The 13,927-nt window shown below is 57.4% G+C and carries 13 protein-coding genes; 4 read left to right on the top strand and 9 right to left on the bottom strand.

Translation table 11 applies throughout. The annotated features are described in order from the left end of the window. Window positions 1–91: 91 nt before the first annotated feature. Genes V1599_RS15435 through manX form a run of 4 tightly spaced genes read right to left on the bottom strand, consistent with a single transcriptional unit; the run spans window position 92 to window position 3,275 of the window. Entirely contained in the window at window positions 92–550 is a 459-nt protein-coding gene (locus V1599_RS15435; RefSeq protein ID WP_112012460.1) for a DUF986 family protein, read from the bottom strand. A 50-nt stretch (window positions 551–600) separates the two neighbouring features. Continuing rightward, window positions 601–1,452 carry a PTS mannose transporter subunit IID gene (locus tag V1599_RS15430; protein ID WP_006810994.1) on the bottom strand — a complete coding sequence of 284 codons (852 nt, stop codon included), beginning with the start codon at window positions 1,450–1,452 and terminating at the stop codon, window positions 601–603. 12 nt (window positions 1,453–1,464) lie between these two features. Further along, window positions 1,465–2,265: a PTS mannose transporter subunit IIC gene (gene manY, locus V1599_RS15425; RefSeq protein ID WP_112012461.1), complete on the bottom strand. Its 801-nt coding sequence runs from the start codon at window positions 2,263–2,265 to the stop codon at window positions 1,465–1,467. Window positions 2,266–2,312: 47 nt separating this feature from the next. After that, window positions 2,313–3,275, bottom strand: a complete 963-nt coding sequence (gene manX / locus V1599_RS15420) for a PTS mannose transporter subunit IIAB (RefSeq protein ID WP_395300369.1) — start codon at window positions 3,273–3,275, stop codon at window positions 2,313–2,315. A gap of 461 nt (window positions 3,276–3,736) precedes the next feature. On the opposite strand from manX, the gene yoaE reads away from it, so the two are divergent. Continuing rightward, complete coding sequence (gene yoaE / locus V1599_RS15415) at window positions 3,737–5,296, top strand: CNNM family cation transport protein YoaE (RefSeq protein WP_112012464.1); 1,560 nt, start codon at window positions 3,737–3,739, stop codon at window positions 5,294–5,296. 6 nt (window positions 5,297–5,302) lie between these two features. Here yoaE and V1599_RS15410 read toward each other — a convergent pair whose 3' ends face one another. From V1599_RS15410 to pabB, 4 genes are all read right to left on the bottom strand, one after another. Then, complete coding sequence (locus V1599_RS15410; protein ID WP_395300368.1) at window positions 5,303–6,901, bottom strand: EAL domain-containing protein; 1,599 nt, start codon at window positions 6,899–6,901, stop codon at window positions 5,303–5,305. A gap of 129 nt (window positions 6,902–7,030) precedes the next feature. Beyond that, a complete protein-coding gene (gene sdaA / locus V1599_RS15405) occupies window positions 7,031–8,395 on the bottom strand; it encodes an L-serine ammonia-lyase (RefSeq protein ID WP_395300367.1) in 1,365 nt (454 codons plus the stop codon). A gap of 184 nt (window positions 8,396–8,579) precedes the next feature. Further along, on the bottom strand, window positions 8,580–9,158 hold the full coding sequence (locus tag V1599_RS15400) for a CoA pyrophosphatase (protein ID WP_112012467.1): 579 nt from the start codon (window positions 9,156–9,158) through the stop codon (window positions 8,580–8,582). A gap of 3 nt (window positions 9,159–9,161) precedes the next feature. Then, a complete protein-coding gene (gene pabB, locus V1599_RS15395; protein ID WP_395301584.1) occupies window positions 9,162–10,511 on the bottom strand; it encodes an aminodeoxychorismate synthase component 1 in 1,350 nt (449 codons plus the stop codon). A gap of 61 nt (window positions 10,512–10,572) precedes the next feature. Between pabB and V1599_RS15390 the strand changes: the two genes are divergently transcribed. Continuing rightward, a complete protein-coding gene (locus V1599_RS15390; RefSeq protein ID WP_003859925.1) occupies window positions 10,573–10,755 on the top strand; it encodes a YoaH family protein in 183 nt (60 codons plus the stop codon). Between the two features lie 6 nt (window positions 10,756–10,761). On the opposite strand, the gene V1599_RS15385 is transcribed toward V1599_RS15390, so the two are convergent. Beyond that, window positions 10,762–11,106 carry a RidA family protein gene (locus V1599_RS15385; RefSeq protein WP_023312193.1) on the bottom strand — a complete coding sequence of 115 codons (345 nt, stop codon included), beginning with the start codon at window positions 11,104–11,106 and terminating at the stop codon, window positions 10,762–10,764. 133 nt (window positions 11,107–11,239) lie between these two features. Here V1599_RS15385 and V1599_RS15380 point away from each other — a divergent pair, with 133 nt between their 5' ends. Both V1599_RS15380 and tsaB read left to right on the top strand, forming a co-directional pair. After that, window positions 11,240–13,150, top strand: a complete 1,911-nt coding sequence (locus V1599_RS15380; RefSeq protein WP_395300366.1) for an ATP-dependent DNA helicase — start codon at window positions 11,240–11,242, stop codon at window positions 13,148–13,150. A 66-nt stretch (window positions 13,151–13,216) separates the two neighbouring features. Beyond that, complete coding sequence (gene tsaB / locus V1599_RS15375) at window positions 13,217–13,912, top strand: tRNA (adenosine(37)-N6)-threonylcarbamoyltransferase complex dimerization subunit type 1 TsaB (RefSeq protein WP_112012470.1); 696 nt, start codon at window positions 13,217–13,219, stop codon at window positions 13,910–13,912. Window positions 13,913–13,927: the final 15 nt, after the last annotated feature.

Raw genomic sequence — 13,927 nt, 5'->3', positions numbered from 1 at the left:
AATATAAGTGAATTAAGGCAAGCGTTATAGCTTTGGCTATATTTTCTATGTGCGAACACCGCAATATATAGCCATTGCTATGATTTTTAAACTATTGAGTTTTAAGAAGTAATTTGTATATTTTTTCGAGATCGTCAATATTCTTAACGCGCACAAGCAGGCGGCGCTGTTCTAATTGCATCACCAGCACGCCGTCTTCAGATAAGTTCATCTCTTTAATTCGGCCATATTCTATCCACGCGTTGGCGAAGAAAAAGCCGCTGCTTTTGAAAATGATTTTAGGTGTACGTATCCAAAAGAGATAAACGGCCATTAATGCCAGCGCACATAATAACCATGTGGTTAATATTGCACCGTGCGCGGTGACGTTATTGTAAATTAAAATGACGACCAGGCCGGCGAAGATAAAACCATCGACGCGGCTGCGGCGGAGAAGGGGAAGGGAGAGCAGGGTTTCGCCGCGGCGGCGCGGCATGATGAATTCATCATAGATGGCGAAAGCCAGAAGGGCGGCAATAAACAAAACCAGTACGATGTCCGTGACAGTCATTCATCCTCCGAAAAAAAGCCGGGGGCAAGCCCCCGGCTTATAACACGTTCTTACAGACCGAGCAGGCCGACAGCGTAGCCCGCGATACCGATGACGAAGAAGCCAACGATGATCCACAGCGGGTTAACTTTCTTACGCAGCAGCCACATACAGGCGAAGGTCAACAGCAGCGGAACCAGGCCAGGCATCAGCTGGTCCAGAATCGTCTGCACGGTGGTCACACGGGTTTGACCGTCCTGTCCGGTGATCGTTGATACCACCAGCGGAATGTTCACGTGCGTCCACTTGTTAACCAGCGCCCCCATGACAAACAGGCCGAGGATTGACGCCCCCTCGGTCAGTTTCTGCAGGAAGCCGCCGCCCATGTCCTTAACGATGTCCACGCCTTTGCGATAGCCGTAAGCCACGCCGTAGTAGCGGGTCAGCAGGCGCACGGCGTTGAACAGAATGAAGAACAGCAGCGGGCCAAGCAGGCTTCCGCTCATCGCGATACCCGCACCTAGTGCCGCAAATACCGGACGAACCGTACCCCAGAAGATTGGGTCACCTACGCCCGCCAGCGGGCCCATCAAACCGACTTTGATACCGTTGATCGCACCGTCGTCAATCTCGGCGCCGTTTGCGCGCTGCTCTTCCATCGCCAGGGTAACGCCCAGTACCGGCGCGGCGACATAAGGATGGGTGTTGAAAAATTCCAGGTGACGCTTAATCGCCTGACGACGCGCTTCGTTGTTTTCCGGATACAGGCGTTTAATCGCCGGCACCATGGAGAAACAGAAGCCCAGCGCCTGCATACGTTCGAAGTTCCATGAACCCTGAAACAGGTTAGAACGGATGAACACGCCACGAATATCACCCGGAGTGAGTTTTTTCTCAGTGGTAGTTTTTGTCATATCAACCATGTCGCTCACCTGCTAGTCCAGTTCGTTATCGAGATCGTTATTACCAGCAGCCTGCGCCGGAGCACCCGCTACGCGGTTATATTTCGGGCTAAGCTGGATGTAGAGAATCGCCATGACCGCACCAATCACACCCAGCGCAACCAGGTTGAAGTTGGTGAAAGCGGCGGTAACGAAGCCGAGGTAGAAGAACGGCATCAGGTAGCCTGCGCGCATCATGTTGATAACCATCGCGTAACCTACGACGACGATCATACCGCCCGCGATGTTCAGGCCGCCGGTCACCACTTCTGGAATGGCGTTCAGCATGCTCTGCACTTCGCTCGTACCGACGGAGATAGCAACGATAACCGCTGGGATCGCGATACGCATCGCCTGCAGGAACAGGGACGAGACGTGAAGCCATGAGAGCGCCGTCAGGTTGCCATTATCCGCCGCTTTATCTGCCGCGTGCTGGAAGGCCACGGTGATAGTACGAACGATGATGGTCAGCACCTGGCCCGCAGCGGCCAGAGGGATGGCCAGCGCGATGCCTGCACCGATACTTTGATGCCCGGCGATAACCAGAACGGTAGAAATAATGGATGCCAGAGCCGCATCGGGCGCAACCGCCGCACCGATGTTCATCCAGCCGAGGGCGATCATTTCCAGGGTACCACCGATGATGATACCGGTTTTCATATCACCGAGAACGGCACCGATCAGCGTACAGGCCACCAGCGGACGGTGGAACTGAAATTCATCAAGTACGGATTCCATACCCGCAATACATGCGACGACGAACACCAGCACAATCTGAAGAGTGGTAATCTCCATTGTACTTCTCCTATTACATTATCTTTATGTGAAAAACCGGCGCGGGCTTATTTCCCCACTTTGCCGATCAAGTCCATCATTTTCAGCTTCTGATCGGTGGAAACCTTACGGGCTTCCAGCTCGATACCGCGCGCATTCAGCTTGTTGAATGCCTCGATATCCTTCGCATCAACTGAAATGGCGTTGTTGACCTGCGTTTTGCCCTGACGGAAAGCCATACCACCGATGTTAACGGAGGTGATTTTCACGCCGCCTTCAACAATGCGCTCGACGTCTGTCGGGTTCGTGAACAGGAGCATCACGCGCTCGCCCGCGTATTTCGGGTTGTTATAGACGCGGATCATCTTGTCGACGTCCACCACGTGCGCGGTCACGCCCGGAGGAGCAACCTGGGTCAGAAGGGTTTTACGCACGGTGTCGGCGGCAACTTCGTCGCTGACCACGATAATGCGCTTAACGTTTGTCTCCTTGGTCCAGCGCGTCGCCACCTGGCCGTGGATCAGACGGTCATCGATACGCGCAAGGCCGATAACCATGTAATCGTTCGGGCCCATCGGTTTTGCCGGCGCTGCGGCTTTCGGCGCAGCCGCAGCCGGGGCGGGCTTCTCAACCGGCTGGGCTTTCAGCGCTTTCACGCCTTCGCGGCCGGTTTCAACTGCCAACGTCACCAGCTCATCGAAGCTCGGGTTGTCGTCTCGCGCCATGAAGGTTTCCACCAGCATTGGGATGTTTACCCCGGCGACGACTTCATAGTGCTCTTTATCGACGACGATGCGGCTGGCGGCATTAAACGGGCTGCCGCCCCACGTATCAACGAGAAACAGCACGCCTTTACTGGTATCTAGCTTCTCGAGCTGAGCGTTGTACTTTTCGATTAACGTCTCGGCGTTTTCGCCTGGAACGAAATCGATCCAGCCGACGTTTTCCTGCTCGCCCAACAGCATTTCTGCCGTTTTGAGTAACTGCTCTGCAGCCCAACCATGTGTGCCTATGACAATAGCAATGGTCACTTGCTACCTCCTTTTATTATCATTAATACGCCTGCCGGGCAGTCGTACTGAGAATCGTATTCGCTGACCGAATCGATTCAGATAAGGGTTAGGGTAAAATTAACGAAGACTTCCGCGATTTATTTTAGACAGTGAAAAAATAATTTATGTGATGAAGATCCGTAATTTAGGTTTCGTAACATAGAAATTACGCGGCGAAAAATTAGTCATTTCCATCTATTGCAAAGGAAAGTAAATCTTTGCCAAAAGATTATTCTCTCTGATATGTTTAGCCTCCGTTTAATCGATCAGGAGTATAGGGCTACAGCCCACTATATGGACCGTCACCGACGTCAGTCATCCTTCAGGCCATCCCGCGCCTCTTACACCGGCGATTCTCGCCACGCTTCAACGCCGTTTGCCTTCGATTTGCCCACGTTTTGCAGGGCACCGTTTTGTCATTCCTTTAGCAGGAGCTTGTCATGGAATTTCTAATGGACCCGTCAATCTGGGTGGGATTACTCACGCTGGTTGTCCTGGAAATCGTTCTCGGTATTGATAACCTGGTGTTTATCGCCATCCTTGCAGACAAACTGCCGCCAAAGCAGCGTGATAAAGCGCGCCTGATTGGCCTTTCGCTGGCGCTGGTTATGCGACTGGCCCTGTTGTCTGTTATTTCGTGGATGGTCACGCTGACAAAACCGCTTTTCTCCGTCATGGATTACACCTTCTCCGGGCGTGATTTGATCATGCTTGTCGGGGGGATATTCCTGCTTTTCAAAGCGACAACGGAGCTACATGAGCGGCTTGAGAACCGTCAGCACGATGATGGGCACGGAAAAGGCTACGCCAGCTTCTGGGTGGTGGTACTGCAGATCGTGGTGCTTGATGCCGTCTTCTCGCTGGATGCCGTGATCACCGCAGTCGGCATGGTTAACCATCTCCCGGTGATGATGGCCGCCGTTGTCATTGCCATGGCGGTAATGCTGCTGGCCTCTAAGCCGCTGACGCGTTTTGTCAACGAACATCCAACGGTAGTGGTGCTCTGCCTGAGCTTCCTGCTGATGATTGGTCTGAGCCTGGTTGCGGAAGGTTTTGGCTTCCATATTCCAAAAGGCTACCTGTACGCGGCGATTGGCTTCTCGATCCTGATCGAACTGTTTAACCAGATTGCGCGTCGTAACTTCATCAAGCAGCAGTCGAATCAGCCGCTGCGGGCCCGTACCGCAGACGCGATCCTGCGCCTGATGGGCGGCCGTCGCCAGGTGAACGTGCAGTCTGATAACGAGAATCGCAACCCGGTGCCGGTGCCGGAAGGCGCTTTTGTGGAAGAAGAGCGCTATATGATTAACGGCGTGCTCTCATTAGCCTCCCGTTCGCTGCGAGGGATCATGACCCCGCGAGGTGAAATCAGCTGGGTAGATGCCAGCCTGAGCGTGGATGAGATCCGACAGCAGCTGCTCTCTTCGCCGCACAGCCTGTTCCCGGTGTGCCGCGGCGAGCTGGACGAAATTATCGGCGTCGTGCGCGCGAAAGAGATGCTGGTCGCGCTGGAAGAGGGTGTGAACGTCGAAGCCATCGCAGCCGCCTCACCTGCGATTGTTGTGCCTGAAACGCTGGATCCGATCAACCTGCTTGGCGTGCTGCGCCGCGCGCGCGGCAGTTTCGTTATCGTCACCAACGAGTTTGGCGTGGTGCAGGGGCTGGTCACGCCGCTTGACGTGCTGGAAGCGATTGCCGGTGAGTTTCCGGACGCCGATGAAACGCCTGAGATCGTCGCAGACGGTGACGGCTGGCTGGTGAAAGGCACCACCGACCTGCACGCGCTCTCGCATACGCTGGGCGTTGAAAACGTGGTGAATGATGAAGAAGACATTGCCACCGTGGCGGGGCTTGTTATCGCCGTGAATGGTCAGATACCGCGCACGGGTGACGTCATCGAAATGCCGCCGCTGCATATCACCATTGTCGACGCTAACGACTACCGTGTTGATATGGTGCGAATTGTTAAAGAGCAATCGGCGCATGACGAAGAAGAATAAGCTTCACTAGCGCAACGGCATTAAGGGCACGATGCGCCCATTATGCTGTGCTGGCGGAGAAGAACTCTCCGCCAGCCACTTGGGAAACTCGCGCAGCGGCATAGGCCGCGCGTATAAATAACCTTGCAGAGTATGTACGCCGTGGCGGCGCAAATAGCGCGACTGCTCTTCGGTTTCAACCCCTTCAGCCACCAGCTCAATATTCAGCCTCTGCCCCAGCGCAATAATAATGTCCGTCACCGTCGAATTTACGGCATCGGTGCCAATTGCGGCGGTAAACGATTTATCAATTTTCAGCACGTCCGGGTGAAGTTTTTCGAGCCAGGAGAGAGCGCTGCTTCCGGTACCAAAGTCGTCAATGGCCAGCTTAACCCCTTTGCGATGCAGCTCGCGGACGATGCGGTAGTCCACGTCAAGCAGCGCATCGCGCTCGGTTAGCTCGATAGTCAGCTGCTGGCACGGGCCGGCGCTGAACCACAGGCGGTTAAGATCCTGCAAAAGCACCGCGCGGCGAAAATGGCTTGCGGCAACGTTAATGCCAATGTGAAAGCTTGAGGAGGCGGGAAAGACGCCAATCTGGCGAACCGTTTCGGCGATCACGTAGCGGGTCAGGGGAACAATCAGGTTGTGCTCCTCCGCCAGCGGGATAAACACGTCCGGAGAGATCCATCCCTGGCGCGGATTGTTCCAGCGCAGCAGGATCTCCACGCCGATACATTGCTGGGTGCGGGCATCCACAAGCGGCTGGCAAAACAGCTCAAGCTCTCGCGCGGCAAGCCCCATGCTTATCTCCCAGGTGAAGCTCATCCGGCGCGCCGTCGCCAGCCAGGCGATATAGCCCAGCAGCAGGCTAAGCATCATCGCCAGCGGTAGCTGGGTCGGCAGGTTTTTTAGTGCCATTTCGCCCGGACCGGGGCCGCTAACGGTGATGCTAAAGGGGAAGCGGGGAGAGGCCTGCTGGAAATGCGTATCGCCGCTGTCAATGTCCAGGGCATCCGAAACCTGCTGCCCATAGCGAAGCGACTGGTTTCCGACGCGCAGAACCGCATCGGTAATGAGCGGCGGCTGTGGTTCAAGGATCATCCGCGAGATCAGATCGATATTCACCACCTCGACCACGCCGTCTTCGCCGTCAGGCGAAACGGGATACCACTGAATTAGAATGGGGCTTCCCTCCAGCAGCCACCGATCGGTCGACAGCACCAGCGCCGGCTTGCTGACGGCCTGGGGCGGAAGAAACGCACTCACGGGAACGTTGCGGCTGCCGAATACGCTGGAGCAATACAGCATGCCGTCCTTGATCAGCGCAATCGATCGCACGGTCTGAAGAATGGCGGCCTGCTTACGCAGGATCAGATGGGCCTGGTCGCAGGGGGCTCCCACCATTGACAGGAGCATGTCGCGACGGCTTTCTAGCGAGATTAAAACATTGTCGAGCGCGCGGACGGTATGGCTGGTGAAGTTGAGGATGCGGTCCTGATTGATATTTCGCTGAGAAATAAACCGAATACCCAGCGTCAGAATGAGCGTAAGAAACGCAACCGCGACGCAGACGATGACGCGTTTTCGGCGATATTTTTTGATGATCGTTTGTGCAGTTTGCATAACCGCTCGCCCGTCAGGCCACCAGCCCCAAAAGCCGGAAGTAACAGAGTGAGTGTAGTGGGGAAAACCTAAGGAGACGAGATGTAAGAAGAAATTTCGCCCATCTTTTGCAGATGGGCGAGGGGAGTATTAGTCGCACTGCACCTTGATTGCCAGGCCACCGCGGGACGTCTCGCGGTACTTCGCGTTCATGTCTTTGCCGGTTTCGTACATGGTTTCAATGACCTTATCCAGCGAGACGCGTGGCTCGCTGGTACGGCGCATGGCCATACGCGAGGCGTTGATCGCTTTTACCGATGCGATGGCGTTACGCTCGATGCACGGCACCTGCACCTGGCCCGCAACCGGATCGCAGGTTAAGCCAAGGTTGTGTTCCATGCCGATTTCCGCAGCCACGCAGACCTGTTCCGGGCTTGCGCCCAGCAGCTCGGCCAACCCTGCCGCCGCCATGGAGCACGCGACGCCAACCTCACCCTGACAGCCCACTTCAGCGCCGGAGATCGAGGCGTTCATTTTGTACAGCGCGCCGATCGCACCCGCTACGAGGAAATAGCGAATGAAGATATCCTGGGTGACGGGTTCGATGAAGTGATCGTAGTACGCCAGCACCGCCGGAACGATGCCGCATGCGCCGTTGGTTGGCGCGGTAACCACACGCCCGCCCGCGGCGTTCTCTTCGTTGACCGCCAGGGCAAACATGTTTACCCAGTCCACCACGTTCATCGGATCGTTAGAGAACTTGTCCGTCGTGACCAGCATGCGGCGCAGGGCGGAGGCGCGACGCGGCACGCGCAACGGCCCCGGCAGGACGCCTTCGGTATTCATCCCGCGATCGATGCACGCGCGCATGGTTTGCCAGACGTTCGTGAAATAGTCTTCGATCTCTTGTTTACTGTGCAGCGCCAGCTCGTTCTGCATTACCATGCCGGAGAGCGACAGGCCGGTTTCTTTGCAGTAGCCCAGCATTTCCGTCGCGGATTTGAACGGATACGGCACGTTCACGTCGCCAACGCTGTCTTTGCCGAAATGCTCTTCATCAACGATAAAACCGCCGCCGATGGAGTAGTACGTTTTGCTGTAAATTTCTTTTTCGCCGCTAAACGCGTGGATCGTCATCCCGTTTTCATGCAGCGGCAGGTTGTCGCTGCGAAAACGCATGCCGTCGTCCTGCGGGAAGTCCACTTCGTGCTGGCCGTTTGCCAGCAGAAGGCGACCGCGCGTTTCAACGTCGCGAATAAATGCCGGAATGGCATCAATGTCAACCGTGTCCGGCATATTGCCTGCCAGACCCATAATAATGGCGATATCGGTGTGGTGGCCTTTACCCGTTAATGACAGCGAGCCGTAGACATCCACGGCGACACGGGTAACGCTTTCCAGTAATCCTTTTTCGACCAGATCATCGACGAACTGTTTACCGGCCTTCATCGGCCCTACGGTATGGGAAGAAGAAGGACCAATTCCCACTTTGAACATGTCGAATATACTAATCACTTTCACACTCCTGACAGGGTTACCAGACTTCCCGGTAACGATGTTTTAACTGCGCATAGTGTATGAGGGAACGTCAGCGTCGGCTTAACTATTCACATGAATTAAACTAATGAGTAACCCCCAATTTACTAATGTTGAGAGGCGCCTCGCAAACTTACGTCAAATTAGTGAATGTAAAGTATAGTCAAGGTTTCAGGCCGATTTGCAGCGCCAGCTCACGAATGATGCCTGCCGTCATGCCCCAGACAAAATAATGCTGATACCACGACAGCCACACCCGGTGATCGTGCCCCCGGCGCTGAATATCAAGGGGGTGATAACGGCCAAGTCGAAGGGCTTCTTCCAGCGGCATTTCGAACACCGCGGACACCTCGTCGACGCTGGCATGGTATTGAAGATCGGGCGGAATAACGCCGACCACGGGGGTAACCTGAAAACCTGTCACGCTGTCGACCGGCGGAAGTACGCCAATCACCTCCACGGCTTCAGGAGGAATGGCGACCTCTTCCTGCGCCTCGCGCAGCGCCGCGGCGATTAGCGAGGCGTCCGTGCTGTCGACCGCGCCGCCGGGAAAAGCGACCTGCCCGGCGTGTTTACGCATATGCGGCGCGCGCTGCGTGAGCAGCAGTCCGGGCCGATCGCGGCGCACGACGGGGATCAGCACCGCGGCCTGACGATGGTTGAGCGTTTCCCGGCTGACCTGCGGACGCAATAGCTGAAAGCGCGATAAAAAATCATCCAGCGTCAGATTCTCTTTCTCCACCCGTCAATTCTCCAGTTGCTTCAGGATACGGTTAACTTTATCAAAGGTTTCCTGATATTCAGCCCCAACTTCGCTATCGGCGACGATGCCGCCCCCCGCCGAACAGTAAAGTTTGCCCTGGCTTGCGGTGACCGTGCGAATCGTGATGCTGGTATCCAGCGTGCCGCAAAGGCTCACATAGCCAATGCTGCCGCACCAGGCGTTGCGCCGATGCGGCTCCAGCTCGTCAATAATTTCCATCGCCCGCACCTTGGGCGCGCCGGTGATGGAGCCGCCCGGAAACGCGGCGCGCAGCAGGTCGCAGGCGGAGCGAGACGCGGGCAGCCGTGCGGTAATGGTGCTGACCAGGTGGTGAACGGCAGGGAAGGGCTCGACGACGAACAGCTCGGGCACGGCAACGCTTCCCGGCTCGGCCACGCGGCCAATGTCGTTTCGCATCAGATCGACAATCATCAGGTTTTCGGCGCGGTCCTTCGGCGAGGCGGCCAGCCTTTCAGCCTGCATGCGGTCAGCGGCGGGATCGCTCAGGCGCGGGAGCGTGCCTTTGATCGGGCGCGTCTGGATGGTGCCCTCAGCCAGATGAATAAAACGCTCCGGCGATACGCTCAGAATCGCGCCTTGCTCCAGGCGAATAAAGGCGCTGAACGGCGCGCGGTTGCTGTCATTAAGCTGCGTAAATGCCTGCCACTCGTCGCCTGCGTAGGTGGCTTCGAAGCGCTGCGCGAGATTCACCTGATAGCAATCGCCGCTTTGCAGGTAGCTCTGCACGCGGCTGAATTTATCTGCATACTCCTGCTCGCTCATGTTTGAGCGCCATGATGAGGTGAGCGTAAAGGCATCGCGCCCGGCGGGTTGTTGCGCCTCAAGCCAGGCTAGCCGGGCCTCGACGTCCTTATGGCTCAGGAGCGTAACGGCCTGCTTTTGATGGTCAACAATCAGCGCCCAGTCGTACAGGCCGACGGCCATGTCCGGCAGCGACATGTCGCTTTCCGCGTTCTGGGGCAGCGTTTCAAAGCGCCGCCCCAGATCGTAGCCAAACAGCCCCAGCGCGCCGCCCTGGAACGGCCGATCGGGATGTGGTGCGGCGGACAGGTTCAGCGCGTCAACGGCCTGCTGAAGGAGCGTCAGCGGATCGTCCGTCGACGGGCCGCGCGCGGTCTGCGTAACGTCTCCTTGAGTGATCAGCGTGCTAACCGGGTCGGCGACAAGAATGTCGAAGCGGCTGTAGGGGTGATCCGCATGGCCGGAGTGCAGCAGCATTGCATACGGCAGATGGCTCAGACGGGCAAACCAGAACTCGGCGGCGTCAGCGCGCCAGGGCAAGGTAATAACAGTGGGGAAGCGCATGTTCATGTGTGGCATACTACCGGGCAGCGTGAAATAATTAGCGCGAATAATTTAGCAGGAGTTGACGATGTTTGCAGGTTTACCTTCCCTCAGTCATGACCAACAGCAGAAAGCGGTTGAACGTATCCAGGAACTGATGTCCCAGGGGATGAGCAGCGGGCAGGCGATTTCCCAGGTGGCGGAAGAGCTTCGCGCCACCCATACCGGCGAGCGGATCGTGGCGCGTTTTGAAGATGAGGATGAAGAGTAATCGGGCCTAGACCGCCGCGATAATCTTAATCTCAACTTTATATTCCGGCTTCATCAGCGTGGCCTGTACGGTGCAGCGTACAGGCGCGTGGCCCGCGACGACCCATGCATCCCAGGCTTTGTTCATTGCCGCGAAATCCTCTTTATTCGCCAGGAAAATCGTGGCATCCAGAATGCGGGATTTATCGCTGCCCTGTTTTTCCAGCACGGCGTCAATTTGCGCCAGCGTATTGGCCGTCTGCTCGAAGGCGTCGGCGTCGAGATTGGCCGGTACGCCGGTGTAGTACAGCGTCTGATTATGAATTACCACATCAGACCAGCGTGCCTCGGCATCAATGCGCACAATTGTCATAAACGTTTCCTCGTTATTTTGCGTATTCAGGCGGCAAGACTGCCATATTGTTGTCGCGTCGTCACTATTTGGGCTGGCACAGGAGAGGATGGGCTGACATAATCCCTGTGCAAAAATACAGTGAGAGAGCACCGTGGCAGACGATTTTTCCCCCGAAGGCCAGTTAGCACAGGCGATTCCCGGCTTTAAGCCGCGTGAACCTCAGCGGCAGATGGCGCATGCCGTTGCGCACGCCATCGACAAGGCACAACCGCTGGTGGTTGAGGCCGGTACCGGCACGGGGAAAACCTACGCCTATCTCGCGCCTGCGCTGCGGGCGAAGAAAAAAGTCATCATCTCGACCGGGTCGAAAGCGCTGCAGGACCAGCTCTACAGCCGCGACCTGCCTACGGTCGCGAAGGCGCTGAAGTACAAAGGCCGTCTGGCGCTACTGAAAGGGCGCTCTAACTATCTTTGCCTCGAGCGCCTTGAACAGCAGGCGCTGGCCGGCGGCGACCTGCCCGTACAAACCCTGAGCGACGTGATCGTGCTGCGCGCATGGGCGAACCAGACCGAAGAGGGTGATATCAGCACCTGCGCCAGCGTGCCGGAAGATTCACCCGCCTGGCCGCTGGTCACGAGCACTAACGATAACTGCCTCGGCAGCGACTGCCCGCTGTATAAAGATTGCTTTGTGGTGAAAGCCCGTAAAACCGCGATGGACGCGGACGTGGTGGTGGTTAACCACCATCTCTTCCTCGCCGACATGGTGGTCAAAGACAGCGGCTTTGGCGAGCTTATCCCGGAAGCGGACGTCATGATATTCGATGAAGCGCACCAGTTGCCCGATATCGCCAGCCAGTATTTTGGCCAGTCGCTCTCCAGCCGTCAGCTTCAGGACCTGGCGAAAGATTTCACCATTGCCTACCGCACGGAACTCAAAGACACCCAGCAGCTGCAAAAGTGTGCAGACCGCCTGGCGCAAAGCGCACAGGACTTCCGCCTGCAGCTCGGCGAGCCGGGCTACCGGGGCAACCTGCGCGAGCTGCTGGCGGACAAAAACATCCAGCGCGCGCTGCTGCTCCTCGACGATGCCCTTGAACTCTGTTACGACGTGGCGAAGCTGTCGCTCGGGCGTTCGGCCCTGCTGGATGCGGCCTTTGAACGCGCGACGCTCTATCGCGCGCGGCTGAAAAGGCTGAAAGAGATCGGCCAGCCGGGATACAGCTACTGGTATGAATGCACCTCCCGCCACTTCACGCTGGCGCTGACGCCGCTGACCGTGGCGGATAAATTCCAAGAGGTGATGGCGCAAAAGCCGGGGAGCTGGATATTTACCTCCGCGACGCTCTCGGTTAACGACGATCTTCATCACTTTACCGAACGTCTGGGCATTGAGCAGGCGGAGTCGCTTCTGCTGCCAAGCCCGTTTGATTATGAAAAGCAGGCGCTGCTCTGCGTACCGCGTAATCTTCCTTTACCTAACCAGCCGGGGGCGGCGCGCCATCTGGCGGCGATGCTCAGGCCGATGATCGAGGCCAACAACGGCCGCTGCTTTATGCTCTGCACCTCTCACGCCATGATGCGCGACCTGGCCGAGCAGTTCCGCGCCACCATGACGCTTCCCGTTCTTCTGCAGGGAGAAACCAGCAAAGGCCAGCTGCTTGAGCAGTTTGTCTCCGCCGGTAACGCGCTTCTGGTGGCGACCAGCAGCTTCTGGGAAGGGGTGGACGTGCGCGGCGATACCCTTTCGCTGGTGATCATCGATAAGCTGCCGTTCACGTCCCCGGACGATCCGCTGCTGAAGGCGCGCATGGAAGACTGCCGCCTGCGCGGAGGCGATCCGTTTGATGAGGTCCAGCTTCCCGATGCGGTCATTACCCTCAAGCAGGGTGTAGGGCGTCTTATCCGCGACGTCACCGATCGCGGCGTGCTGGTGATTTGCGATAACCGTCTGGTGATGCGCCCCTACGGCGCAACCTTCCTCGCGAGCCTGCCGCCCGCGCCCCGCACGCGGGATATTAAACGCGCGGTCCGCTTCCTGGCGAACCCAACGGCGGAGTAATTTGCGCGTAACTGTGCTACTATGCGCGCCATTTTGTGACTGACTATTGCGAGAGCGCGACAACTGATGCGAATTCTGGCTATCGATACCGCGACGGAAGCCTGTTCCGTCGCCCTGTGGAACGACGGCGCTATCTGCGCGCACTTTGAAGAGTGCCCGCGCGAACACACCCAGCGGATCCTGCCATTGGTAAAACAGATCCTCACCGAAGGAAACGCCAGCCTGACCGGGCTTGACGCGCTGGCCTATGGCCGCGGCCCGGGAAGCTTTACCGGCGTGCGCATTGGCATTGGCATTGCGCAGGGCCTGGCGCTGGGCGCAAATCTGCCGATGATCGGCGTCTCCACGCTGGCTACGATGGCGCAGGGCGCATGGCGTATGACAGGCGCGTCCCGCGTGCTGGCGGCCATCGACGCGCGCATGGGCGAAGTCTACTGGGCCGAGTACGTCCGCGACGAGCAGGGCGTCTGGCACGGCGAAGAGACTGAAGCGGTGCTCAAGCCGGAAGCGGTGACCGAACGCCTGAAGCAGCTCTCCGGCGAATGGGCAACGGTAGGAACGGGCTGGGCGGCGTGGCCGGAGATGGCAAACGACGCGGGGCTTACGCTCGTGGATGGCCAAATGCTTCTGCCCGCGGCGGAAGACATGCTCCCGATTGCCTGCCAGCAGCTGGCGGCAGGAAAAACCGTCGCCGTGGAACAGGCTGAACCAGTTTATTTGCGAAACACCGTTGCGTGGAAGAAACTTCCGGGCCGCGAGTGAATCTCAGTAACAGGA

It is taken from the genome of Enterobacter sp. ECC-175 (genome assembly GCF_043968675.1).
Taxonomy (GTDB): Bacteria; Pseudomonadota; Gammaproteobacteria; order Enterobacterales; family Enterobacteriaceae; genus Enterobacter.
This window is presented reverse-complemented; position numbering and strand designations above follow the sequence as displayed.